Source organism: Pseudomonas sp. Wu6 (assembly GCF_019891515.1).
In the GTDB taxonomy this organism is placed as follows: Bacteria; Pseudomonadota; Gammaproteobacteria; order Pseudomonadales; family Pseudomonadaceae; genus Aquipseudomonas; species Aquipseudomonas orientalis_A.
The window spans coordinates 199,345-221,879 of record NZ_JAFLXH010000004.1; the positions used below are offsets into that span (position 1 = coordinate 199,345).

Consider the following 22,535-nt stretch of genomic DNA (forward strand, 5'->3'; position numbering starts at 1 on the left):
CTCGCCCGCGTGCTCAGAAATATTTAAGCCAGGTGATATCCCTGCGCCGCGCCTTGAGTGCGGCGAACCATCGCACCGGCACATACAGCGCCAGTGGCAGCACCAACGCCACCGCCCACACGGCGCCGACGCTGTCGAAACCGAAATAATTGCCGTGATTGAGCCCAAACAACGCGACACACGCGACATGAATCAGTTTGAGCACATACAGGTGCAGCAGATAAAAGAACATCGGCGCCGCGCCAAATACCGCCAGCATGCTGATCCAGCGCTTGTGCCCGGCACGTTCGAACGCCAGCAGCAACAGCAGGCCGATGCCCAGCGTCAGCGCCAGGAACAACAACGAAGGTGGATACTTGGTGACGTTGAAAAAGCTCATCACGCTCTGCACGCCGCTGTCGTAGGCCTGCCAAGGCTTGTCGCCATATCCGTTGAGTGCCCGCAACAGCACAAACCCCAGCAGTGCGCCGACGCCTGCGAGCAGCAGATAACGCTGGCGCACGGCGGGGAGCACGGTCGTCGAAAACCACGGACCGAGGCCGTAGCCCAGGGCAATCACGCCGATCCATGGCAGTACCGGGTACGTCACACGAATGCGCAGGGTGTCGGACACCTCGATAAAACTGCGCTCATGCAGGATCGACCACGCCACCTGCGCGGCCGAGCCGGGGGTGAAATGCACGCCGTCGAGCAGGTTATGCCCGGCAATCAATACCAGCGCCAAAGTAATCAGCAGCGGGCGCGGCAACCATACCAGCGCGGCGAGGGCGATCATGCTTACCCCGATCGCCCAGATAACCTGCAGATAAAGCAGTCCCGGTGGCCACTGGAAGGTCCAGGCGAAGTGGACCAGCGTGACCTCCAATACCACCAGAAACAGCCCACGCTTGAACAAAAATGCCGACACCGCGCGCCGACCCTGGTATTTCTGGCCGTACAGCCAGGCTGACATACCGGTGAGCAACACGAACACGGGCGCGCAAAGATGGGCGAGGGTGCGGCTGAAAAACAGCGCGGGCTCGGTGGTGTCGATGTTCATCGGGTCGCCGACCTGGCGGTGCAGCAGGAACGTTTCGCGTGTGTGGTCGAGCAACATGAACAGGATCACCAGGCCCCGCAGGGCGTCGATGGAAAGCAGGCGTTGGCGTAGCGCAACAGCATCGGTCATGGGGCAGTTCACAAGGCTGGGAAAAAAAGAGGCGTTATCATATAACATTATTGGCGCATTGCCGCGCTGTTTAAACGAGCGTATCGGAGGCATTGATGACACACAGGAACGTCCAATCGGCCGAGGCCGTGATCGACTTCTGGAAACAGGCGGGCCCAAAGCGTTGGTTTGCCAAGGACGACGAATTCGACGCGAGCTTTCGCGAGACCTTCCACACCACCCATCTGCAGGCGGCCCGGCGCGAGCTGGAGGATTGGCTGGACACGCCCCACGGTGCGCTGGCCTTGCTGATCCTGCTGGACCAGTATCCGCGCAACGCTTTTCGTGGCACGGCGCATATGTTCGCCACCGACCCGCTGGCGCGCCTGTATGCGCGATGCATGGTGGACGCAGGATTGGATCAACTGATCGAACCCGAACTGCGCGCTTTTTGTTATTTGCCGTTTGAGCATTCGGAAGATCCGCAGGATCAGCAACGCTCCATCGCGCTTAATCAGCCTCTGGACGCCAATACCTCTCACTGGGCCCGGGAGCATGCGCGGATTATCCAGCGGTTTGGGCGCTTTCCCCATCGCAATGCGGTGTTGGCCAGAGAGACCACCGATGAAGAACGAGACTTCCTCGACGCCGGCGGATTCGCGGGTTAAGTGATCAAGCTGCACTATTCCCGCGAGGAATGGCCCCATAAAAACGCCGCATTGTCTTTATCATCGCGCATCTCGTAGCGTGAAGCCTTATTTCAAGGAGATCGCCCATGAGCCACCGTCCGCTGCGCCTCTACGTTGATTCGCTGTTCGTCAGCCCCTATGCCATGTCGGTATTCGTCGCCTTGCGGGAAAAGGGCTTGGCATTCGAGACCGTGCCCCTGGACCTGGAGGCCGGCCAGCAGCAGGCGGCGGGCTACGCGCGATTGTCTTTGACCCAGCGGGTGCCGACGCTGGAGGACGGCGAGTTCTCGCTGTCGGAGTCTTCGGCGATTACTGAATACCTGGACGAAGCCTATCCCGAGAGCCGCGTTTATCCGGTGGACCCGCAGCAGCGGGCGAGGGCACGGCAGGTGCAGGCGTGGTTGCGCAGTGATTTGCTGCCGATTCGCCAGGAGCGCTCGACCCTGGTGGTGTTCTGCGGGCAGAAGATGCCGCCGTTGTCGCCATTGGCCGAGGCTGCTGCGGGCAAATTGATCGGCGTGGCGCAGGAATTACTGATGGATGACCCGGACTACCTGTTCGGCACTTGGTCGATTGCCGATGTGGACCTGGCGGTGATGCTCAATCGCCTGATCCTCAACGGCGACGCCGTGCCGGCGCCACTGGTGGCTTACGCCCGGCGTCAGTGGCAAAGGCCATCGGTGCAGGAATGGCTCAACCAGCCACGCCCTGGGGTGTAGGGCTGTCGTTCATTTGCGCGACGCGCCGGTCCAGGTCTTCCCAATCGGCCATGCCCAGCACGCGCGTGGTGTTCAAACCGCGCAGGTAGCCACGCAGTTGCTGGGCACTGGCCGATTGCGCGGCGGCAACGCTGGTGTCACTCAACAGCACGTCTTCATACTCGACCAGGTAATCGGCGACGCGCTCGCGAAACTCCGGCAATACGGCTTCGCGGATGCGGTCGAAGGTTTTCTGGTGACGCTTCATGGCATGGTCCTTATAGGTTTTATGGGTTGGGCTACCTGACACTATCGGTTCAAATAATAGTCACCATCAAGGATCACAAGTTCTGTTTTTACGGCAAAAGCGCAAAATCCGCTCATCGAAACGCGGCTCAAGGAAATGCGCGATGAGGACTCTGATCCAGCTGGTTTTGATCACCCTGATGCTCGTAAACTCCGTGGGGTGTTGTACAGGTGCATGACACGTCTGCACCGCAGAGTGCCGCGCTGGTTGATACGCGGATCGACAGGCACCTATTTTGTTATTTTTCAGGAATGTTTATGCACGCTTTTTTCGCCCCGGCCCTGGCTCTTTCTGCCCTGGCGCTGACCGGTTGCATCACGGCTCCGAACGCCCCATCGCTGACCCTGCACACCGCCAAAACCCCTGAAGGCTATGTGCAATGCGTACTGCCCAAGCTTGAAAAGCACGGCATCACCTCGACCGTGACGCAGAACTCGCGCCACGCCAAGGTGCTGTTGACCAGCAAGATCGCGGCTGATGATGTGCTGGAAGCCTATAAATCCCAGGATGGCACCAAGGTGTTCCTGTACGAGCGCAAACCGCTGGCTTCGGCGATCAAGGCGTCACGGCTCGAACAGGCTGCGCAGGACTGTCAGTAACCTGTGCAAGAATGAATACAAATCAAATGTGGGAGGGGGCTTGCCCCCGATAGCGGTGGGTCAGCTACAGTTTTGCTGACTGACACACCGTCATCGGGGGCAAGCCCCCTCCCACATTTGGATAGTGTTCGACTCAGGGTTTTGACTCATTGCTGAAGGCATTCACGGTCTTGACCAGCCCCTGCGCCGCCAAAGCCACCAGTTCACCGCCTTTCTCTACCGTCGCCAATGCCGGGTCCGAGCCCATGCGCCCGTCGGGGAAGCGTGCGCGAAAGTCCAGCGCTTCGCGGATCGGGCCGGTGTTGGCGATTCGCGGCGAGTACTCGGCCGACTTGATCGAGTCCGGATAGGCCCATTGCGTCACGGCAATCTCCGACGGGGTGGCGTGGCTGCCATGGCCCACCGGGAATTGGCGCTGCGCCAGGTCGGTGACGCCTTCCAGGTCCCACCAGTTGACCAGCTTGAGGGCGAACCCGGCCGGGCGGCGGGCAAAGCTGGCTTCGGCGTAGAGTTCGGAAAACGCCGCTTCGATGGTGGCGATATTGCCGCCGTGGCCGTTGAGGAACAGGATCTTGTCGAAACCATGCCCGGCCAGCGAGCGCACCCAGTCGCCGATCGCGGCGATAAAGGTGGAAGGGCGCAGCGAGATGGTGCCGGGAAAGCCCAAGTGGTGCTGGGCCATGCCGATGTTGAACGTCGGGCCGACCAGAATATCAGCCTGCTTCTGCGCCTCGACGGCGATGATCTCCGGGCACATCCAGTCGGTGCCCAGCAGGCCGGTGGGGCCGTGTTGCTCGTTGGAGCCGATGGGAATTATCACCGTGCGGCTGCGCTGCAGAAACTGCCCGATCTCGATCCAGGTGGACGTGTGTAGAAGCATGCGACGCTCTCTTTTATCTGTGGGACAGGCTATCCGCCACGGATTGTACGACTACTGGCCACCTGTTGGGGTTTGCAATTGAGATAGGTCGAAGACTTCAACCAGCGCTGGTCGGGGTACCACGAAAACATGAATTGTCCGTCCTTGAGCTTGTCCACCACTTGGCGCGCGACTTGCGGGCGCACCGCCGGGCAGCCCTGGCTGCGGCCGATACGGCCTTCGCGCTTGCTCCATAGCGGGCTGACGTAGTCGGCGGCATGAATCACAATGGCGCGGTCGCGGGCCAGGTCATTGAAGCCAGGCTCCAGGCCGTCCATGCGCAGCGAGTATCCGTGGGTGCCGAGGTAACTTTCCTGGGTGCGGAACAGGCCCAGGCTGGACTGATGACTGCCTTCGAGATTGGAAAATTCGGTGGCGAAGTTTTCGCCGGACTTGGCGCCGTGGGCCACCAGGTCGCGCAGAACCAGGGTCTTTTTGCGCAGGTCGAAAATCCACAGCCGACGGGCGGTAGACGGCTGGGAGTAGTCAATCACGGCCAGGCGATCGGAGCGTTCCTCGCCGTTATTGACCGCGCACTGCACCGCGCTAAGGGCGCTTTTCAACACGATGGGATTGAGTTCTGGAGCCGAGCGCGCCAGGCTGCTATACAAAGAAGCAGGGGAGCCATTGGCGGCGAGCGCAACAGCGCTCGGGAACGTCAGGCTCGCCGTGATCAGGCCCAGGGTGGTTAACCCGAGCCGGCGCATAAAAGTCAGCATCTACAAGCGAGTCCCCGCTGTGGAGTGGAGCTAAGTCAATTGTTCAAAAAACACGCATGTTACTTGAGCATTTGCCTGCTCGTTACACCACTGGTCGCCACAGCCGAAGCGCTGCCGCTGGAACCGTTGCCGGTCACGACTCCAGCACCGGTCGACCTGGCGCCGCTGCAACAGGCCCTGGCGCAGTTGCCCAGTGTCTGCCCGCAGCTCGCGCCGCGTATCGACGCCAGTGCGCAATTGCGCCTGCAAGCCTTTTACCAACAGCAGGGCGATGCGCAGTTGTGGTCTTCCGACGCGCGTCGGCAGGCCTTGCACGACCAGTTGCTGATGCTCGCCGACGACGGCCTGGACCCCACCCACTATAGCCTGCCCGCTGCAGATGCCACGGCCAATGTGCTGTGCAGCGATATTGCGATCAGCCAGCAGTACCTCCAGGCCCTGCAGGATTTGCACTTCGGGCGCCTGCAGCAATCGCGCTTCGAACCGCTCTGGCACGCCCAGCCGCCGGCCGACGACCCAGGCACCGCCGTGCTGGCCTTCGCCGCCACCGGCTTGCAGGACATGGCCCAGGCATTCGACCAGGCGCGGCCCAGCGCGGATTTGTATCGCAGCCTGCGTAACGCTTATTCCAGTGCGCGCCAGCAGCCGTTGCCGCAGTGGGAGGCGGTGGGCAGTGGGCCGCTGTTGCGTCCGGGCATGGAAGACCCACGGGTGCCGGAACTGGCGCGACGCCTCTACCGCGGCGGTTACCTGACCTCTGAACCCAAGGGCAGCGCCCGGCAGTACGGCCCCGAGCTGGTCGCTGCGGTCAAGGCCTTCCAGCTCAGCCATTCCCTGCAGGCCGACGGTGTGATCGGTGCCGGCACTGTGGCTGAACTCAATATCAGCCCGGCGATGCGCCGCGACCAGTTGCGCATCAACCTCGAGCGGTTCCGCTGGCTGGCCCGGGACCTGGAGCCCGAAGGCGTGGTGGTCAACGTCGCGGCCGCGCAACTGAGCGTGTACCAGAGCGGCATTCCCGTGTGGCAGACCCGCCTGCAAGTGGGCCGCGCCGAGCGCCAGACACCGCTGCTCAAATCGCGCATCACGCGGCTGACCCTCAACCCGACATGGACCATCCCGCCCACCATCATGCGCGAGGACAAGCTGCCGGCCATCCGCCTCAATCCGGAATACCTGCGCCAGCAGAACCTGCAAGTGCTGGATGCTGAAGGCCACCCGCTGACGCCGGAGCAAGTCGACTGGGCGCGTCCCGGTAATATCCTGCTGCGCCAGGAGGCGGGGCCGCGCAACCCGTTGGGCAAGATCGTGATGCGTTTCCCCAACCCGTATTCGGTGTACCTGCATGACACGCCGAGCCAGCCACTGTTTACCAAGGGGCCACGGGCGTTCAGCTCGGGGTGCGTACGGGTCGAACAACCGCTGCTGTTGCGCGACCTGCTGGTGACGCCGGCCGAACGTACGCGCACCGACGAGCTGCTGGCCACCGGCATCACCCATGAATTCAGGCTGGCCACGCCGGTACCGGTGCTGCTGGGGTATTGGACGGTGGAAGTGGATCGCCAGGGAAGTCTGGTGTACGCGCCGGATATCTACGCGCGTGATCCGGTATTGATCAAGGCCATGGGGAGTGTGCTGTAGAACTGAATGGCTAGGTACCCATGTGGGAGGGGGCTTGCCCCCGATGGCGGCCTCGCAACCGACGGGTATCCATCTGACGCACCTCGGTCCAAATGTGGGAGGGGGCTTGCCCCCGATGGCGGCCTCTGGGCCGACCAGGATGTTGGATTGGACCGAGTACATATCCGTTTCTGCGGCAACGGCTACTTAGGGTTCCGCCCTGACGGCGGGTCACTTTGGAAAAGCCCCAAAGTAACCAAAGGGCTCTTGCCCCACCACTCGGCACCTCGCTTAGGCTCGGTGTGCCCTCACTCCGGCTTGAATCCGTGGGCCGCCGCAATGGGCCATCCTTGGCCCAGTGCGGCTAACCCGGCGTCCTGCCGGGTTGCCCACGGATTCAAGCCTGCGTTCGGCCAGCGTGGTTTAACGGGGCGCCTGAGATCACAAGCAGATCAAGATCAAGAACGACTCGCTTCGCATCGTGGTTACCGTTGGCTGCTACGGTCTGGAAAGTTGTGTAGATACCTATGCCCCGATAGCAGTCAGCCAGACACGGATGTTCAAGCTGACACACCGCCATCGGGGGCAAGCCCCCTCCCACATTTGGATCTTTACCTATTCGGGCATCAACTGCTGGCGACACTCCAGCACCAGCCGCGCGCCGCCCAGTTCGCTGGTGGCCACGTCCAGCTTGAAGCCGTGCAGGTTGATAATCGCCGCGACAATCGACAGGCCCAGGCCGAAACCGCCTTGCTGATCACTCTCATCGACCCGATAGAAGCGCTGGAACACCGACGCCCGTTCGGCCGCAGGAATCCCCGGCCCGGAGTCGAGCACTTCGATCCGTGTGCTGCCCACATCATTGACCGCGCGCAGGATCACCTTGCCGCCCGGCGGGGTGAACTTGATCGAATTGCTCAGCAGGTTGGCCAGGGCCTCGAACAGCAGGGCGCGGTCGCCGGTGATCCAGGGCAGTGAGTCCGGGGTCTGCAGCAGCAGTTCCAGCTCGCCTTCCTCGGCCAGGGGCAGGTAGAAGTCATGCAGCTCGCGCAACAGTGGCAGTGGGTCCATCAGCAAGAAACCCGACCGTCGCTGGTGGTCTTCCAGTTCCGAAATCCGCAGCAGGCCGCGAAAACGCGCCATCAGTGTGTCGGTTTCGGCAATCGCGTCATCGAGCTTTACCGCATGGGCCGAGTCTTCCTCCGCTTGTTGCTTGATGCGGTAAAGCTGCGCACGCAAGCGAGTCAGTGGGGTGCGCAGATCGTGGGCGATGTTGTCGCACACGCCCTTGACCTCGTTCATCAGCTTCTCGATGCGGTCGAGCATGGCATTCACGATGGCCGCGAGCATGTCCAGCTCATCGCGCCGGTTCGACAGCGGCAAGCGGTGCGTGAGGTCGCCGGCGACGATGGCCTCGGCGCTCGCCTGAATGCCGCGAATGCGCCGCAGTGGGCGACGGCGCAGCAAGTGCCAGCCGGCAATGCCCGGGAGGATGGTCAGCGACAGCGCCCACAGCAGGGCATGCCAGATGATCCGGGTCACGCCGAACAGGGAGCCGTTGGCGCGCACCAGTACCAGCCAGCGCCCGTCTTCGGTGTGGGTGGCCACGGCATCGCAGCTGTCCTTGGGCAGTTTCGGGTCGTCGGAATCGACACAGTTGGCCAGGGCGTGGATCTTGCCATCGAGCGGCAAGTCGGGCGGCACGGCGCGGATCGGCCCGCTCAAGGGACGAAACTGTTCGTCGAACAGGCCGTAGGCATCCACGCCTTTCATGTCGAACGTCATGCTGGTGGTCAGCGCCTCCACCAGTTCTTCACCGTCGAAGCGCTGGAACAAATGCTGGCGCTGCATCAGCGAATGGCGTGACAGGTCGCTGAGGTAGCCCGACACCTCGTAATACAGCACCCCCATGAGGATGCAGCTCCATGCCACGAACAGCGAACTGTACAGCGCCAGCAACCGACTGCTGGAAGAGCGCCAGCCTTTAGAGGGGTTCAGCAATGACATATCCCGAGCCTCGTACCGTGCGAATCAGCGGCGTGAGGCCCGGCGGGTCGATTTTCTTGCGCAGGCGACCGATGTGCACGTCGATCAGGTTGGTGCCGGGATCGAAGTGATAGCCCCAGACTTCCTCGAAGATCATCATCCGCGACAGGATCTGCCCGGTGTTGCGCATCAAGAATTCCAGCAGCTTGTACTCGGTGGGCAGCAGGCTCAACGGCTGATCGGCGCGGCTCGCTTCGCGGCTGATCAGGTTCAGTTCGAGGTCGGCCACGCGCAGGGCGGTTTCGAATTCCTTGACCGTGCTTTTACGTCGCAGCAGCACCTCGACGCGCGCGGCCATCTCATCGGACGCGAAGGGCTTGGTCAGGTAGTCATCACCGCCGGCGCGCAGGCCGCGCACGCGTTCGTCCACGTCGGAGAGGGCGCTGATCATCAGGATCGGCGTGGATACGCCGATGGTGCGCAGGGTAGTGACGATGGCCAGGCCATCAAGTTCGGGCAGCATGCGGTCGAGGGTGATCAGATCGTAATCACCACTGACGGCACGGACCAGGCCTTCGCGGCCATTGTCCACCCAGTCTACGTCCAGTCCATGGCTACTCAGCTCGGCGACGATCTCGCGGGCCGTTACGGCGTCATCCTCGATGGTCAAAATGCGGGTCATAGGATTACCTGGTGAGCGTTCACACTAGAAGTGTGGGCATTTTGCCAAGAAGTTGCTGAATGTTTCCTAAATAAAACTTCATCTACACAAATCAATGTGGGAGGGGGCTTGCCCCCGATAGGCGTAGGGCAGGTTGTCAATTCTGACCAGACACACCGCAATCGGGGGCAAGCCCCCTCCCACATTGGGTGTTCAATAGGAGAATGCATAACGCCCGCTCTCTACAGGCCATTCTTGCAACTTGCATGATTTTAAGAAGTTCAATTTAGTTAAGTTGTTGAAATATAAGGATTTTATTTTTTGCCTGGGCTGGCACGCTGCCTGCACTGTCCTTTTTGAGACTTGTAACACTATTTTTCATGCCTGGAGCAAAACAACAATGATCACATCCTCATCCACGCTGCAAGAGTCAAGCGCGCTCTCCGGGGTTTCCTGGGGGGCGATTTTTGCTGGGGCCGCCGCCGCAGCCGCACTGTCCCTGATCCTGGTGCTGCTGGGCTTCGGCCTGGGCTTTTCGGCGGTGTCGCCGTGGGCCGACAGCGGCATGAGCGCCAAGGGGCTTGGCATTTCCACGATTGTCTGGCTGGCATTCACTCAAATCGTTGCGTCGGGCCTGGGCGGCTACATTGCCGGCCGGTTGCGCGTGAAGTGGGCCAATATGCATGGCGATGAGGTGTACTTCCGTGACACCGCACACGGCTTCCTGGCCTGGGCGGTCGCGACACTGATCACCGCGATGCTGGTGGTCGGTTCGATCAGCAGCGTGGTCAGCGGCGGCGTCAAAGCCGGTGCCAGCGTTGCATCGGGCGCCGCCAGCGGCATGTCCCAAGCCGCCGGCAGCATGGCCAAGGGCGCCCACAGCGGCGACTTCGGCTACTACGTCGACAGCCTGTTCCGCGACGACCGCCCTGCAGCGGTCGGCGATGACGCCGCCCATGCCGTGGTCGGTCGCATCTTTGCGCGTACGTTGAGCAATGACGGCCAATTGGCTCCGGAAGACCGTACCTACCTGGCCCAGTTGATCAGCCAGCGCACCAATCTCAGCCAGGCCGATGCCGAGGCACGCATCGACAAGGTCTACGGCGATGCCCGTAAAGCTGTCGAAGACGCCAAGGTCAAAGCCAAGCAAGCCGCCGACACCGCTGCAAAAGTCGCGGCATACACCTCGCTGTGGACCTTCGTCGCGCTGCTGATCGGTGCCTTCTTCGCCAGCTTCGCCGCTACCTTCGGCGGTCGCCGCCGGGATGCCGTGGTGTACGTCGAAACCGAAAACTACATTCGTTAAATCAAGGAGAACATGATGCGCTCATTACTGCTGTGGTTCCTCGGCGTGCCAATTCCGCTGATTATCCTGATCGCCATTTTCATGCACTAAATCTGAGCCTGGCTCAATGTGGGAGGGGGCTTGCTCCCGATAGTGGAGTGTCAGTCAGCCGATTCGGCGACTGACACCCTGCTATCGGGGGCAAGCCCCCTCCTACATTTGGTTGGCGGTGAACCAGCCTTAGTCGTCGAACCCCACCTGCTCGTGAATCTCGTCCACCTTCAACTCCAGCCGATACGCCACTGCAATGAACAATGCCTGGCACAGGCACAGCGTGGCGCTCAGTGAGCGGAAGGCGAACGAGGAGCCTTCATTGACCAACAGCACCGCGTTCGCCCGCTTGGCCAGGGGCGACAGGTTGCTGTCGGTGATAATCAACGTCTTGGCCTGGTGATGCTGGGCGATGCGCAGGCAGTGCTGGGTCTCCTTGCCGTAGGGCGTAAAGCTGATCGCGATCACCAGGTCATTGGCGCGCACGCTGCGCATCTGTTCGCGATAGCTGCCACCCAGCCCCGAAACCAGGTGAATGCGCTTGTTGGTGTGCTGCAGGTTGTACACCAGGTAGTCGGCCACCGCGAATGAGCGGCGTACGCCGACCACGTAGATATTGTCGGCATTCACCACCAGGTCCACGGCCTTGTCGAAGGCCGCGTCGTCCAGCTCAAGCCCCAGCCGTTCGATGCCGGATAACGTGGCGTTGACGCACTCGCGCGCCAGGTCGCCGCCGCTGGCCTTCTGCGACTTGTTGGCGATCATGCTGCGGATGCGCTGCTGGTAGTTCTGCACCGGCGTGGTCTTGTGGGTATACGCCTCGCGAAACAACGCCTGCATCTCACTGAACCCGCTGAAGCCGAAACGCTGGGAAAACCGCACGATGGCCGAGGGGTGCACTTCGCATTCGCGGGCGATGTCGCTGATGCGGTCGACCATGATTCGGTCGCTCTGCTGGCTCATGTAGCTGGCGATGCGCTTGAGTTGGCGCGGCAGGCTTTCGTATTCCTCGGTAATCAGCTGCAACAGGCGTTCGGCATTGATCGCAGGGCTGGCGATTGGATCTTCCAGGGGGGTCTCGGGATCGGTGCGGGACATGGGCAATCCTTCTGGCGTGTTCGTCTGATGCGCTGATGAGTGGCGCAAGTCTACAGGGTAGGCACAAAAAAATACCTCGGCATCACGGCCTGCGCGGGCTGCTGAAACGATGCACGAAGGCTGTCACCGCATTATGTCGGCTTATTGGAAAAAATATTCCACTAAAAATAATTATGGAATAAATATTGATTGCCGCCGCCGGACGTTCTAGTCTGCTCCCACCAAAGAGCGTTTGCCGTCGCCACGGCGGCACAGCGCAGGCTGATAAAAATAACAGGAGCCAGCATGGGCCAGACTCGTTTTGCCAGTGGGCGTCAATTGGATCTGATTTGCCTCGGACGCCTGGGCGTCGACCTCTATGCGCAGCAAGTGGGGGCGCGGCTTGAGGACGTGTCCAGCTTTGCCAAGTACCTCGGCGGTTCCTCGGCCAATATCGCCTTCGGCACGGCGCGGCTGGGGCTCAAGTCAGCGATGCTCAGCCGGGTGGGCGACGACCATATGGGCCGCTTCCTGGTGGAATCCCTGGCCCGTGAAGGCTGCGACGTCAGCGCCATCAAGGTCGACCCGGAACGCCTTACCGCCCTGGTGCTGCTCGGTCTCAAGGACCGCGAAACCTTCCCCCTGGTGTTCTACCGCGAAAACTGCGCCGACATGGCCCTGCGCGCCGAAGACGTCAGCGAAACCTTCATTGCCTCCAGCAAGGCGCTGCTGATCACCGGCACGCATTTCTCCACCGACGGCGTGTACAAGGCCAGTATCCAGGCGCTGGACTATGCGGCCAAACACAACGTCAAGCGCGTGCTCGACATCGACTACCGCCCGGTGCTCTGGGGCCTGGCCGGCAAGGCCGATGGCGAGACCCGTTTTGTTGCCGACCAGAACGTCAGCCAGCATGTGCAGAAGATCCTGCCGCGTTTCGACTTGATCGTCGGCACCGAAGAAGAATTCCTGATTGCCGGCGGCAGTGAAGACCTGCTCGGCGCCTTGCGTACGGTGCGAGCACTGACGCCCGCCATCCTGGTGGTCAAGCTCGGCCCGCAAGGCTGCACGGTGATTCACGGCGCTATTCCAGAACGCCTCGAAGACGGTGCGATCTACCCTGGCGTGCGCGTGGAGGTGCTCAATGTGCTGGGCGCCGGCGATGCCTTCATGTCGGGCTTCCTCAGCGGTTGGCTCAACGACGCCACGGATGAGCGTTGCAGCCAGTTGGCCAATGCCTGCGGCGGCCTGGTGGTGTCGCGCCATGCCTGCGCGCCGGCCATGCCGACGCCTGCCGAGCTTGAGTACCTGTTCAATAGCCCGGTGCCGATCACCCGGCCTGACCAGGACGCGACCCTGCAACGCCTGCACCGCGTCAGCGTGCCGCGCAAAACCTGGAAGCAGCTGTTCGTGTTCGCCTTCGACCATCGCTGGCAACTGGTCGACCTCGCCCAGCGCGGCGGCCAGGATCTGGCGCGCATCAGTGCGATCAAGCAATTGTTTATCCAGGCCATCGAACGCGTGGAGCGCAAGCTGGGCGAGCAGGGCATCGAGGCCGATGTGGGCCTGTTGGCCGACCAGCGTTTCGGCCAGGATGCGCTCAACGCCGCCAGCGGTCGCGGCTGGTGGATCGCGCGCCCGGTGGAGGTACAGAACTCGCGGCCGTTGGCGTTCGAACACGGCCGCTCCATCGGCAGCAACCTGATTACCTGGCCTGCGGAACAGGTCATCAAGTGCCTGGTGCAATTTCACCCCGACGACGAGCCGCTGCTGCGCCTGGAACAGGAAGCGCAGCTCAAGGCGCTGTACGAGGCGTCCATTGTCAGCGGCCATGAACTGCTGCTGGAAGTCATCCCGCCCAAGGATCATCCCTCCACCTATCCCGACGTGCTCTACCGCAGCCTCAAGCGCCTGTACAACCTGGGCATCTACCCGGCGTGGTGGAAGATCGAGGCGCAATCGGCTGCGGACTGGAAAAAGCTCGACGAACTGATCGAAGAACGCGACCCGTACTGCCGGGGTGTGGTGCTGCTGGGGCTGAATGCGTCGGCGGAATTTCTCGCCGACGGCTTCAAGCAGGCCAGCCAGAGCACCACCTGCCGAGGGTTTGCCGTGGGCCGCACGATCTTCCAGGAACCGAGCAAGGCGTGGATGGCGGGGGAGATTGATGATGAGACCCTGATCCAGCGGGTGCAGGCCACCTTCGAACAGCTTATTACTGCCTGGCGCAGCGCCCGAAATTAAATCAGATCAAATGTGGGAGGGGCGGTGCGACGATTCGACTTGCCCCCGATAGCTGAGTGTCAGGCAACACTTCTGTAGCTGAACTGCCGCTATCGGGGGCAAGCCCCCTCCCACATAGAGCAGATCTCATGCAACTTTGAAAGACAATAAAAGGTGCAGCCATGCCCGCAATCCGAATTGGCATCAACCCAATCTCCTGGAGCAACGACGACCTGCCGGCGCTGGGCGGTGAAACGCCGCTGAGTACCGCGTTGAGTGAAGGTAAAGAGATCGGCTACGAAGGGTTTGAACTCAACGGCAAATTCCCCAAGGACGCCAAAGGGGTCGGCGACGTGCTGCGCCCCTATGACCTGGCGCTGGTCTCCGGCTGGTATTCCAGCCGCCTGGCGCGGCGTTCGGTGGCCGAGGAAATCGAGGCCATCGCCGGCCACGTCGAGTTGCTCAAGCACAATGGCGCCACGGTGCTGGTGTATGGCGAAGTGGCCGATTCGATCCAGGGCTCGCGCGTCCGTCTGATCGAACGCCCGCGCTTTCACACCGAGCAGGCGTGGCAGGCGTACGCCGACAAGCTCACCGAACTGGCGCGCTTTACCCTGTCCCAGGGCGTGCGCCTGGCCTACCACCACCATATGGGCGCCTATGTCGAATCCGCCGAGGATATCGATCAGCTGATGCGCCGCACCGGCCCGGAAGTCGGCCTGCTGTTCGACTCGGGCCATTGCTACATGGGCGGCGGCGAGCCCCTTGAGGTGCTGCGCAAACATATCGAGCGCATCTGCCATGTGCATTTCAAGGACGTGCGCAAACCCGTGGTGCAGCTGGCGCGCAACCAGATGTGGAGCTTTCCCGACTGCATCGTCAACGGCACCTTCACCGTGCCCGGCGATGGCGATATCGATTTTGCGCCATTGCTCGATGAGCTGTTGGCCGCCGGTTACACCGGCTGGCTGGTGGTCGAGGCCGAGCAGGACCCGGCCGTCGCGCCCAGCTATATCTATGCGAAAAAAGGCTATGACACGTTGCGAGCATTGCTCGACGAGAGGACTTAACCATGAGCTTGCTGGTCAAGAGTAACAAGCGCGGGCAAACCATGGTCGCCCTGGAAGCGGGGCGCCTGGAGTATGTGGGTTTCAGCGCTTATCGCCTGAGCCTGGGGGAGACGCTGCCGGTCAGCGCCGGCGACCAGGAGCTGTGCCTGGTGCTGCTCAGCGGCCGGGTAAATATCCAGGGCGAGGGCTTCGACTGGCAGAACCTGGGGGATCGGCAATCGGTGTTCGAGGACAAATCCCCGTTTGCCGCCTACCTGCCGCCCGGCACCGACGCCAGGGTCACCGCCTTGAGTGACGTACAGATCGCGGTGTGCGCCGCACCCGGCGCGGGCGGTTACACACCGCGCCTGATCCGCCCGGAACAGTGCAAGCGCAGCGTGCGCGGCAAAGGCGCCAACACTCGCTACGTGTGCGACATCCTGCCCGACAGCGAGCCGGCGCATTCATTGCTGGTGGTGGAAGTGCGCACGCCGTCCGGGCATTCGTCGAGCTACCCGCCGCACAAGCACGACACCGATGACCTGCCGCACCAGAGCTTTCTGGAAGAGACCTATTACCACCAGATCAATCCGCCCCAGGGCTTCGTATTTCAGCGCGTGTACACCGACGACCGCAGTATCGACCAGGCCATGGCCGTGGAAAACAGCGACCTGGTGGTGGTGCCCAAGGGTTATCACCCGGTCAGCGTGCCGTACGGCTACGAGTCGTACTACCTGAACGTCATGGCCGGCCCCAAGCGTGCCTGGCATTTCCATAATGACCCGCAGCACAGTTGGCTGCTGGACCTCTGAAACGGTTTTGCACGGAGAACAACAACAATGAAGTCGCCGCTACGCTTTGCCCTTAACCGGATGGTCGCACCCAACCTGTCCCTGCCGGATTTCATCCAGTTGGCCGCGTCGCTCAAGTGCGATGCCATCGAGATCCGCAATGATCTCAAGGACCGCCAGATCGAATACGGCACGCCCGCCAGCCGCGTGCGCGAGTTGTGCGCGGCGCAGGGCATCACGGTGCTGTCGATCAACGCCTTGTATCCGTTTGACGTGTGGAACGATCAACGCCGGGCCCAGGCAATCGAGCTTGCCACCTATGCCCGTGAATGTGGCGCCCAGGGCCTGGTGATGTGCCCGTTCAACGAGCCGGGCGACACGCGCACCGATGCCCAGCGCGCCGCCGGTTTGCGCACGGCGCTGAGCGAACTGGCGCCGATTCTGCGCGAGTACGGCATCCTCGGCTTTGTCGAACCCCTGGGCTTCGAAGAGTCTGCCCTGCGCCGCAAGCGCGTGGCGGTGGACGCGATCAAGGCCATCGGCGGCCTGGATGTGTTCCGTGTGGTGCACGACACTTTCCATCACCATCTTGCCAACGAGCATGAGTTCTTCCCGGAACTCACCGGCCTGGTGCACATCTCCGGCGTGGAAGATGCCGACGCGCCGCTCAACGCGATCCGTGATGGCCACCGCGTACTGGTAGGCGAGGGCGATATCCTTGGCAATGCGGCGCAGATCGACACCTTGCTCAGCACCGGCTACAGCGGCTACCTGTCGTTCGAGCCGTTTGCGAGCAGCGTGCATGAACTGGCGGATATCCAGCAGGCCTTGGGGGCAAGCATTGCCCACCTGAAAAAAAGTTAAGGGGCGCGACATGACCACCACCCGACTGACCATGGCCCAGGCCCTGGTGAAGTTCCTGGATAACCAATACATCGAAGTCGATGGCGTGCAGAGCAAGTTTGTCGCTGGCGTGTTCACCATTTTCGGTCACGGTAATGTGCTGGGTCTCGGCCAGGCGCTGGAGCAGGACAGCGGTGACCTGGTGGTGCACCAGGGCCGCAACGAGCAGGGCATGGCCCACGCCGCCATCGGCTTTGCCAAACAGCACCTGCGCCGCAAGATCTACGCGTGCACCGCCTCGGTGGGGCCCGGCGCGGCGAACATGCTCACCGCTGCGGCCACCGCCACGGCCAACCGCATTCCGTTGCTGCTGTTGCCCGGCGATGTCTACGCCAGTCGCCAGCCTGATCCGGTGTTGCAGCAGATCGAGCAGTTTCATGACCTGAGCATCAGTACCAACGACGCTTTTCGCTCGGTCAGCAAATACTGGGACCGCATCAACCGCCCGGAGCAATTGATGAGCGCGGCGATCCACGCCATGCGCGTGCTTACTGATCCGGCGGAGACCGGCGCGGTCACCCTGGCGCTGCCCCAGGATGTGCAGGCCGAAGCCTGGGACTACCCGGATTATTTCCTGCAAAAACGCGTGCACCGCATCGAGCGTCGCCCGCCGACGAGCGCGATGCTTGACGATGCATTGGCCGCCTTCAAGGGCAAGCGCAAACCGCTGATCATCTGTGGCGGCGGGGTGAAGTACTCCGGCGCGAATGCTGCGCTGCAAGCCTTTGCCGAGCGCTTCGATATCCCCTTCGCCGAAACCCAGGCGGGCAAGAGCGCGGTGGTGTCCAGTCACCCGCTGAACGTCGGCGGTATTGGCGAGACCGGTTGCCTGGCGGCCAACCTGCTGGCGCCCGAGGCGGACCTGATCATCGGCATCGGCACCCGTTATACCGACTTCACCACCTCGTCCAAATCACTGTTCAAACATGCCGAGGTGACGTTTCTCAACCTCAATATCAGCCCGTGCGATGCGTTGAAGCTCGACGGCGTGCAAGTGCTGGGCGATGCCAGGGTCGCCCTGGAAGCGCTGGCCGATGCGCTGGGGGATTACCGTGCCGGCTGGGGCGAGCAGGTGCGCGACGCCAGGGCGCAACTGGACGCCGAAGTGGACCGGGTGCATCAGGTTGAATACCAGGGCGATGATTTCGTCCCCGAAGTCGATGACCACCTGGACCGCGCGGTCCTGCGCGAATTTATCGAACTGACCGGCTCCTGCCTGACCCAGAGTCGCGTACTCGGCGTGCTCAACCAGACCCTGGCCGACGACGCCATCATTGTTGCCGCCGCCGGCAGCCTGCCCGGCGATCTGCAGCGCGCCTGGCGCAGCAAGGGCGTGAACACCTACCACGTCGAATACGGCTATTCGTGCATGGGCTACGAGATCAACGCCGCCCTGGGCGTGAAGCTGGCCGAACCGAGCAAAGAGGTGTACGCGCTGGTCGGCGACGGCTCCTACATGATGCTGCATTCGGAACTGGCCACCTCGATCCAGGAGCGCCGCAAGATCAATGTGGTGCTGCTCGACAACATGGCTTTCGGTTGCATCAACAACCTGCAGATCGGCAACGGCATGGACAGCTTCGGCACCGAGTTTCGCTACCGCAACCCCGAGAGCGGCAAGCTCGACGGCGGCCTGGTGCCGGTGGATTTCGCCATGAGCGCGGCGGCGTATGGCTGCAAGACCTACAAGGTCAGCAGCGTGGAACAGCTTGAAGCGGCGCTGGCCGATGCGCGTACCCAAAGCGTGTCGACCCTGATCGATATCAAGGTGCTGCCCAAAACCATGGTCCACGGCTACCTGTCGTGGTGGCGGGTGGGGGTGGCGCAGGTGTCCACCAGCGAACGCACCAACGCCGCCGCAAAAAAACTCAATGAACAACTGGCCAAGGCCCGGCAGTACTAATAACAAGAGGAGTGCATGTATGTCGTTGAAGCTTGGAGTGATCGGTACCGGTGCCATCGGCCGTGACCATATTCGTCGTTGCAGCCAGACCCTGCTCAACAGCCAGGTGGTGGCGGTCACCGATATCAACCTTGAACAGGCCGCCAGGGTGGTGGCCGATTTGAAGCTGGACGCCGAGGTGTACCCGGACGGCCACGCGTTGATCAACTCGCCGCAGGTGCAAGCCGTGCTGGTGACGTCGTGGGGACCGAGTCACGAAGAATTCGTGCTTGCCGCCATCGCCGCCGGTAAACCGGTGTTCTGCGAGAAACCCCTGGCGGTGACCGCCGAAGGCTGCCGCCGCATCGTCGAGGCCGAAGTGGCGCACGGCAAGCGCTTGGTGCAGGTCGGTTTCATGCGCCCCTACGACGAAGGTTATCGCGCCTTGAAAGCGGTGATCGACAGCGGCCAGATCGGCGAGCCGCTGATGCTGCACTGCGCCCATCGCAACCCGACGGTGGGCGAGAACTACAAGACCGACATGGCGATTACCGACACCCTGATCCACGAACTGGATGTACTGCGTTGGCTGCTCAACGACGATTACGCCTCCGTGCAGGTGGTGTTCCCGCGCAAGACCAGCAAAGCCCTGGCCCACCTGCGCGACCCGCAGGTCGTTCTGCTGGAGACCGTCAAGGGCACGCGTATCGACGTGGAAGTGTTCGTCAACTGCCAATACGGCTACGACATTCAATGCGAAGTGGTGGGGGAGAGCGGCATCGCCAAATTGCCGGAGCCTTCACAGGTACAGATGCGCAGTGGAGCGAAATTGTCGAACGCGATTCTGATGGATTGGAAGGACCGGTTTATCGGCGCCTATGACGTCGAATTGCAGGCATTCATCGACAGCGTGCGCGCCGGGCAAGTGGGCGGGCCGTCGGCCTGGGACGGCTACGCGGCGGCGGTAGCGGCGGATGCCTGTATCGAAGCGCAGGGCAGTGGACAGATTGTGCCGGTGAGCCTGCCGGATCGCCCGCATTTCTATGGCTGAACCACTGGAGAAACGCGGTTAAAAATGTGGGAGGGGGCTTGCCCCCGATAGCGGTGGATCAGTGACAAGAGTAGTTACTGGCACCCTGCCATAGGGGCATAGGTACCTACAAACCACGATGCGAAGCGAGTCGCTCTTGATCTTGATCTGCTTTTGATCTCAGGCGCCCCGTTAAACCACGCTGGCCGAACGCAGGCTTGAATCCGTGGGTAACCCGGCAGGACGCCGGGTTAGCCGCACTGGGCCAGGGATGGCCCATTGCGGCGGCCCACGGATTCAAGCCTGCGTTCGGGCACACCGAGCCTAGGCGAGGTGCCGAGTGGTGGGGCAAGAGCGTTTTGCTTACTTTTGCGCTTTTCAAAAGTGAGCCGCCGTCAGGGCGGAACCCTAAGTGGCCGTTACCGCAGAAACGGATATGTACTCGTTCCAATCCAACATCCTGGTCGGCCCAGAGGCCGCCATCGGGGGCAAGTCGAATCGTCGCACCGCCCCTCCCACATTTGATTGGGTTTGCACTTCAAAGAAGGAATAAATCATGCGAATCGGACTAGTCGGCTACGGCCACGGAGGGCGCTTCTTTCATGCGCCGCTGATTGCGACGTTGCCAGGCGCGACCTTTGTCGGCGTCGTCACACGATCCCCCGAGCGCCGCCAGCAACTGGCAAACGACCACCCTGGCCTGCCAGCCTTCGACACCCTCGGCCAGATCGTCGAAGCCGGCGTCGACGCCCTCGTCATATCCACCACCCTCAAAGGCCGTCCGGCCCTGGTGCTCGAAGCCATCGAACATGGCGTGGCGGTGGTCAGCGACAAACCCTTCGCCGCCAACGCCGAGCAGGCCCAGGCTTTGATCACCGCCGCTGAACGCCAAGGCACATTGCTCAGCGTCTACCAGAACCGGCGCTGGGACTCGGATTACCTGACCCTGCGCAAACTCATCGAAGCCGGTGCGCTGGGTGAGATCACCCGTTTTGAATCCCGCGTCGAACGCTACAGCCCCCAGGCGGTGGGCAATCCCAGCGGCGGCGGCTGGTTGCGCGACCTCGGCAGCCATCTGGTGGACCAGGCCCTGCAACTGTTCGGCCCGGTGGACCGGGTATTTGCGCAACTGCACTTCACGCCCGAGCATCCCAGCCTCGATCACGGCTTTTTCGTGGCGCTGACCCATGCCAACGGCGTGATTTCGCACCTGTGGGGCAGTGCCTTGCAAAACAGCCAGGCGCCGCGCTTTCGCGTCAGTGGCACGCTGGGCTGCTACACCGTTGAAGGGCTCGACGGCCAGGAAGACGCGCTGATGGCCGGTAAGTCACCGAAAACCGAAGGCGAGCATTGGGGCGCGGAAGAGCATCGACGCTGGGGCTGGTTCGAACAAGGGTCGGAGCGGGAACGGGTGCCCTCGGAAAAGGGTTGCTGGCCGCAGTTCTACCGGCAGTTGCAACGTGCCGTGCAAGGCCAGGGGCCGCTGCCGGTAAACCCCTGTGACGCGCTGGAAACCACCCGTATATTGGACGCTGCACGCCTCAGCGCCGAGCGCCAGCAGGTGGTTTCGACAAAAATAGAATAAAATTCTAAAACAGGTTGATATGGAAATTATTTTCCAATAAAGTCTTTTCCAGGTTGCATAAAGTACGTCTTGGGCTCGACCCCGGCGACTCAACAAAAACAAGATCAAAAACAACCAGGTACCGTCAGATGAAAATCTTCAACGCTGTACTGCGAGTTTTACGCCCTGCCCACACGCCACGCGCATTGCCTCGCGCCCGGCCGTTCTACTTCTCCTTCCTCAATGTGCTGTGCGTCGAAAACCAGGGCGCGCTGGTCTGCTGCATTCCCGGCGCACCGGTGGTCCGCGTGCCTGCCGAACGCTGATAAACGCAACGTCCATAAAACCAACAAGAAAGTGGAGACAGACCGTTCATGAAGACCCCGATCCGTTTTACCGCGCTGGCCCTGTCGATACTGCTCGCCAGCGGCGTTGCCGTGGCCGCTGACATCAAGGTGGGCGTGAGCATGTCCGCCTTCGATGACACCTTCCTGACCTACCTGCGCGAAGACATGGACAAGCAGGCCAAGTCCTATCCCAAGGGCGACGGCGTGCAATTGCAGTTCGAAGATGCCCGCGCCGATGTGGTCAAGCAACTGAGCCAGGTCGAGAACTTTATCAGCCAGAAAGTCGACGCCATCATCGTCAACCCGGTGGACACCGCCTCCACGGCGAACATCATCAAGGCCGCCACCGCCGCGAAAATCCCATTGGTGTTCGTCAACCGCCGTCCCGACCAGAAAGACTTGCCCAAGGACGTCGTCGCCGTGACCTCCGATGACGTCGAAGCGGGCAAGCTGCAGATGCAGTACATCGCCGAAAAGCTCGGCGGCAAGGGCAAGATCGTGATCCTGCTGGGCGACCTGGCGAACAACTCAACCACCAACCGCACCAAAGGCGTGAAGGAAGTCCTGGCCAAGTACCCGGACATCAAGATCGAGCAGGAGCAGACCGGTATCTGGCTGCGCGACAAGGGCATGACCCTGGTCAATGACTGGCTGACCCAGGGCCGCGAGTTCAACGCCGTGCTGGCCAATAACGACGAAATGGCGATCGGCGCGTCCATGGCGCTGAAGTCGGCAGGCACCAAACCCGGCACGGTGTTGATCGCCGGGGTCGATGGCACGCCGGACGGTCTCAACGCAATCACCAAGGGCGACATGGCGGCCTCGGCGTTCCAGGACGCCAAGGGCCAGGCCGTCGGCTCGGTAGAGGCGGCGCGCAAGATGGCCAGGCACGAGCCGGTGGAGCAGAACGTGGTGATCCCGTTCAAGCTCATCACCCCGGACAACGTCAAAGACTTCAAGTAGCCCTGAACTCACACCCCTAAGCCGG

General features: G+C 61.9%; 21 protein-coding genes. 14 read left to right on the plus strand and 7 right to left on the minus strand.

What is annotated here, in order from left to right; translation table 11 throughout:
* Positions 1-13: 13 nt before the first annotated feature.
* Positions 14-1,168, minus strand: a complete 1,155-nt coding sequence (locus J1G34_RS04225; protein ID WP_122461396.1) for a DUF1624 domain-containing protein — start codon at positions 1,166-1,168, stop codon at positions 14-16.
* A gap of 95 nt (positions 1,169-1,263) precedes the next feature.
* On the opposite strand from J1G34_RS04225, the gene J1G34_RS04230 reads away from it, so the two are divergent.
* Both J1G34_RS04230 and yfcF read left to right on the plus strand, forming a co-directional pair.
* Positions 1,264-1,815 (plus strand): DUF924 family protein, encoded by a 552-nt coding sequence (locus J1G34_RS04230; RefSeq protein ID WP_065892992.1) that lies wholly within the window; start codon positions 1,264-1,266, stop codon positions 1,813-1,815.
* Positions 1,816-1,922: 107 nt separating this feature from the next.
* Positions 1,923-2,555 carry a glutathione transferase gene (gene yfcF, locus J1G34_RS04235; protein WP_065892993.1) on the plus strand — a complete coding sequence of 211 codons (633 nt, stop codon included), beginning with the start codon at positions 1,923-1,925 and terminating at the stop codon, positions 2,553-2,555.
* Here the strand turns inward: yfcF and J1G34_RS04240 are convergent.
* Positions 2,530-2,802: a hypothetical protein gene (locus tag J1G34_RS04240; protein WP_065885209.1), complete on the minus strand. Its 273-nt coding sequence runs from the start codon at positions 2,800-2,802 to the stop codon at positions 2,530-2,532. The genes yfcF and J1G34_RS04240 overlap by 26 nt on opposite strands.
* Positions 2,803-3,098: 296 nt before the next feature.
* Here J1G34_RS04240 and J1G34_RS04245 point away from each other — a divergent pair, with 296 nt between their 5' ends.
* On the plus strand, positions 3,099-3,440 hold the full coding sequence (locus J1G34_RS04245; RefSeq protein WP_065885210.1) for a hypothetical protein: 342 nt from the start codon (positions 3,099-3,101) through the stop codon (positions 3,438-3,440).
* 133 nt (positions 3,441-3,573) lie between these two features.
* Here J1G34_RS04245 and J1G34_RS04250 read toward each other — a convergent pair whose 3' ends face one another.
* Together J1G34_RS04250 and J1G34_RS04255 are read right to left on the minus strand one after the other, a co-directional pair.
* Positions 3,574-4,320: a creatininase family protein gene (locus J1G34_RS04250; RefSeq protein ID WP_065885211.1), complete on the minus strand. Its 747-nt coding sequence runs from the start codon at positions 4,318-4,320 to the stop codon at positions 3,574-3,576.
* A gap of 29 nt (positions 4,321-4,349) precedes the next feature.
* On the minus strand, positions 4,350-5,078 hold the full coding sequence (locus J1G34_RS04255) for a murein L,D-transpeptidase catalytic domain family protein (RefSeq protein ID WP_130138819.1): 729 nt from the start codon (positions 5,076-5,078) through the stop codon (positions 4,350-4,352).
* A gap of 39 nt (positions 5,079-5,117) precedes the next feature.
* Here J1G34_RS04255 and J1G34_RS04260 point away from each other — a divergent pair, with 39 nt between their 5' ends.
* The gene (locus J1G34_RS04260; protein WP_222993416.1) at positions 5,118-6,719 is read left to right on the plus strand and encodes a L,D-transpeptidase family protein; all 1,602 of its coding nucleotides are present in this window, start codon (positions 5,118-5,120) and stop codon (positions 6,717-6,719) included.
* A gap of 594 nt (positions 6,720-7,313) precedes the next feature.
* Here J1G34_RS04260 and J1G34_RS04265 read toward each other — a convergent pair.
* Positions 7,314-8,705, minus strand: coding sequence for a sensor histidine kinase (locus J1G34_RS04265; RefSeq protein ID WP_065892996.1), 1,392 nt, complete (start codon positions 8,703-8,705; stop codon positions 7,314-7,316).
* On the minus strand, positions 8,683-9,366 hold the full coding sequence (locus tag J1G34_RS04270; RefSeq protein ID WP_010564812.1) for a response regulator transcription factor: 684 nt from the start codon (positions 9,364-9,366) through the stop codon (positions 8,683-8,685). Before J1G34_RS04270 ends, J1G34_RS04265 begins: the two co-directional genes overlap by 23 nt.
* Positions 9,367-9,745: 379 nt before the next feature.
* Between J1G34_RS04270 and J1G34_RS04275 the strand changes: the two genes are divergently transcribed.
* A complete protein-coding gene (locus J1G34_RS04275) occupies positions 9,746-10,651 on the plus strand; it encodes a hypothetical protein (RefSeq protein WP_222993418.1) in 906 nt (301 codons plus the stop codon).
* A 219-nt stretch (positions 10,652-10,870) separates the two neighbouring features.
* On the opposite strand, the gene J1G34_RS04280 is transcribed toward J1G34_RS04275, so the two are convergent.
* A complete protein-coding gene (locus J1G34_RS04280; protein WP_065885216.1) occupies positions 10,871-11,779 on the minus strand; it encodes a MurR/RpiR family transcriptional regulator in 909 nt (302 codons plus the stop codon).
* 285 nt (positions 11,780-12,064) lie between these two features.
* Here J1G34_RS04280 and J1G34_RS04285 point away from each other — a divergent pair, with 285 nt between their 5' ends.
* From J1G34_RS04285 to J1G34_RS04325, 9 genes are all read left to right on the plus strand, one after another.
* Positions 12,065-14,002: a bifunctional 5-dehydro-2-deoxygluconokinase/5-dehydro-2-deoxyphosphogluconate aldolase gene (locus J1G34_RS04285; protein ID WP_222993420.1), complete on the plus strand. Its 1,938-nt coding sequence runs from the start codon at positions 12,065-12,067 to the stop codon at positions 14,000-14,002.
* A 161-nt stretch (positions 14,003-14,163) separates the two neighbouring features.
* Entirely contained in the window at positions 14,164-15,051 is an 888-nt protein-coding gene (gene iolE / locus J1G34_RS04290) for a myo-inosose-2 dehydratase (RefSeq protein ID WP_122560400.1), read from the plus strand.
* 2 nt (positions 15,052-15,053) lie between these two features.
* Positions 15,054-15,842, plus strand: a complete 789-nt coding sequence (gene iolB, locus J1G34_RS04295) for a 5-deoxy-glucuronate isomerase (RefSeq protein WP_122462894.1) — start codon at positions 15,054-15,056, stop codon at positions 15,840-15,842.
* 27 nt (positions 15,843-15,869) lie between these two features.
* Positions 15,870-16,685, plus strand: a complete 816-nt coding sequence (locus J1G34_RS04300) for a TIM barrel protein (RefSeq protein WP_065885220.1) — start codon at positions 15,870-15,872, stop codon at positions 16,683-16,685.
* Between the two features lie 10 nt (positions 16,686-16,695).
* Complete coding sequence (gene iolD / locus J1G34_RS04305; RefSeq protein ID WP_222993421.1) at positions 16,696-18,627, plus strand: 3D-(3,5/4)-trihydroxycyclohexane-1,2-dione acylhydrolase (decyclizing); 1,932 nt, start codon at positions 16,696-16,698, stop codon at positions 18,625-18,627.
* Between the two features lie 19 nt (positions 18,628-18,646).
* Positions 18,647-19,657 carry a Gfo/Idh/MocA family protein gene (locus J1G34_RS04310; protein WP_222993423.1) on the plus strand — a complete coding sequence of 337 codons (1,011 nt, stop codon included), beginning with the start codon at positions 18,647-18,649 and terminating at the stop codon, positions 19,655-19,657.
* Between the two features lie 535 nt (positions 19,658-20,192).
* Positions 20,193-21,221: a Gfo/Idh/MocA family protein gene (locus J1G34_RS04315; RefSeq protein WP_065893003.1), complete on the plus strand. Its 1,029-nt coding sequence runs from the start codon at positions 20,193-20,195 to the stop codon at positions 21,219-21,221.
* A 128-nt stretch (positions 21,222-21,349) separates the two neighbouring features.
* Positions 21,350-21,526 carry a hypothetical protein gene (locus J1G34_RS04320; RefSeq protein WP_163001556.1) on the plus strand — a complete coding sequence of 59 codons (177 nt, stop codon included), beginning with the start codon at positions 21,350-21,352 and terminating at the stop codon, positions 21,524-21,526.
* A 48-nt stretch (positions 21,527-21,574) separates the two neighbouring features.
* Positions 21,575-22,510: a sugar ABC transporter substrate-binding protein gene (locus tag J1G34_RS04325; RefSeq protein ID WP_065933548.1), complete on the plus strand. Its 936-nt coding sequence runs from the start codon at positions 21,575-21,577 to the stop codon at positions 22,508-22,510.
* The last annotated feature ends 25 nt before the right edge of the window (positions 22,511-22,535 follow it).

What these genes read in the sequence shown, in the direction of transcription:
- J1G34_RS04225 (WP_122461396.1), bottom strand. Translation starts at nt 1,168, where the DNA reads ATGACCGATGCTGTTGCGCTACGCCAACGCCTGCTTTCCATCGACGCC.
- J1G34_RS04230 (WP_065892992.1), top strand. Translation starts at nt 1,264, where the DNA reads ATGACACACAGGAACGTCCAATCGGCCGAGGCCGTGATCGACTTCTGG.
- yfcF (WP_065892993.1), top strand. Translation starts at nt 1,923, where the DNA reads ATGAGCCACCGTCCGCTGCGCCTCTACGTTGATTCGCTGTTCGTCAGC.
- J1G34_RS04240 (WP_065885209.1), bottom strand. Translation starts at nt 2,802, where the DNA reads ATGAAGCGTCACCAGAAAACCTTCGACCGCATCCGCGAAGCCGTATTG.
- J1G34_RS04245 (WP_065885210.1), top strand. Translation starts at nt 3,099, where the DNA reads ATGCACGCTTTTTTCGCCCCGGCCCTGGCTCTTTCTGCCCTGGCGCTG.
- J1G34_RS04250 (WP_065885211.1), bottom strand. Translation starts at nt 4,320, where the DNA reads ATGCTTCTACACACGTCCACCTGGATCGAGATCGGGCAGTTTCTGCAG.
- J1G34_RS04255 (WP_130138819.1), bottom strand. Translation starts at nt 5,078, where the DNA reads ATGCTGACTTTTATGCGCCGGCTCGGGTTAACCACCCTGGGCCTGATC.
- J1G34_RS04265 (WP_065892996.1), bottom strand. Translation starts at nt 8,705, where the DNA reads ATGTCATTGCTGAACCCCTCTAAAGGCTGGCGCTCTTCCAGCAGTCGG.
- J1G34_RS04270 (WP_010564812.1), bottom strand. Translation starts at nt 9,366, where the DNA reads ATGACCCGCATTTTGACCATCGAGGATGACGCCGTAACGGCCCGCGAG.
- J1G34_RS04275 (WP_222993418.1), top strand. Translation starts at nt 9,746, where the DNA reads ATGATCACATCCTCATCCACGCTGCAAGAGTCAAGCGCGCTCTCCGGG.
- J1G34_RS04280 (WP_065885216.1), bottom strand. Translation starts at nt 11,779, where the DNA reads ATGTCCCGCACCGATCCCGAGACCCCCCTGGAAGATCCAATCGCCAGC.
- J1G34_RS04285 (WP_222993420.1), top strand. Translation starts at nt 12,065, where the DNA reads ATGGGCCAGACTCGTTTTGCCAGTGGGCGTCAATTGGATCTGATTTGC.
- iolE (WP_122560400.1), top strand. Translation starts at nt 14,164, where the DNA reads ATGCCCGCAATCCGAATTGGCATCAACCCAATCTCCTGGAGCAACGAC.
- iolB (WP_122462894.1), top strand. Translation starts at nt 15,054, where the DNA reads ATGAGCTTGCTGGTCAAGAGTAACAAGCGCGGGCAAACCATGGTCGCC.
- J1G34_RS04300 (WP_065885220.1), top strand. Translation starts at nt 15,870, where the DNA reads ATGAAGTCGCCGCTACGCTTTGCCCTTAACCGGATGGTCGCACCCAAC.
- iolD (WP_222993421.1), top strand. Translation starts at nt 16,696, where the DNA reads ATGACCACCACCCGACTGACCATGGCCCAGGCCCTGGTGAAGTTCCTG.
- J1G34_RS04310 (WP_222993423.1), top strand. Translation starts at nt 18,647, where the DNA reads ATGTCGTTGAAGCTTGGAGTGATCGGTACCGGTGCCATCGGCCGTGAC.
- J1G34_RS04315 (WP_065893003.1), top strand. Translation starts at nt 20,193, where the DNA reads ATGCGAATCGGACTAGTCGGCTACGGCCACGGAGGGCGCTTCTTTCAT.
- J1G34_RS04320 (WP_163001556.1), top strand. Translation starts at nt 21,350, where the DNA reads ATGAAAATCTTCAACGCTGTACTGCGAGTTTTACGCCCTGCCCACACG.
- J1G34_RS04325 (WP_065933548.1), top strand. Translation starts at nt 21,575, where the DNA reads ATGAAGACCCCGATCCGTTTTACCGCGCTGGCCCTGTCGATACTGCTC.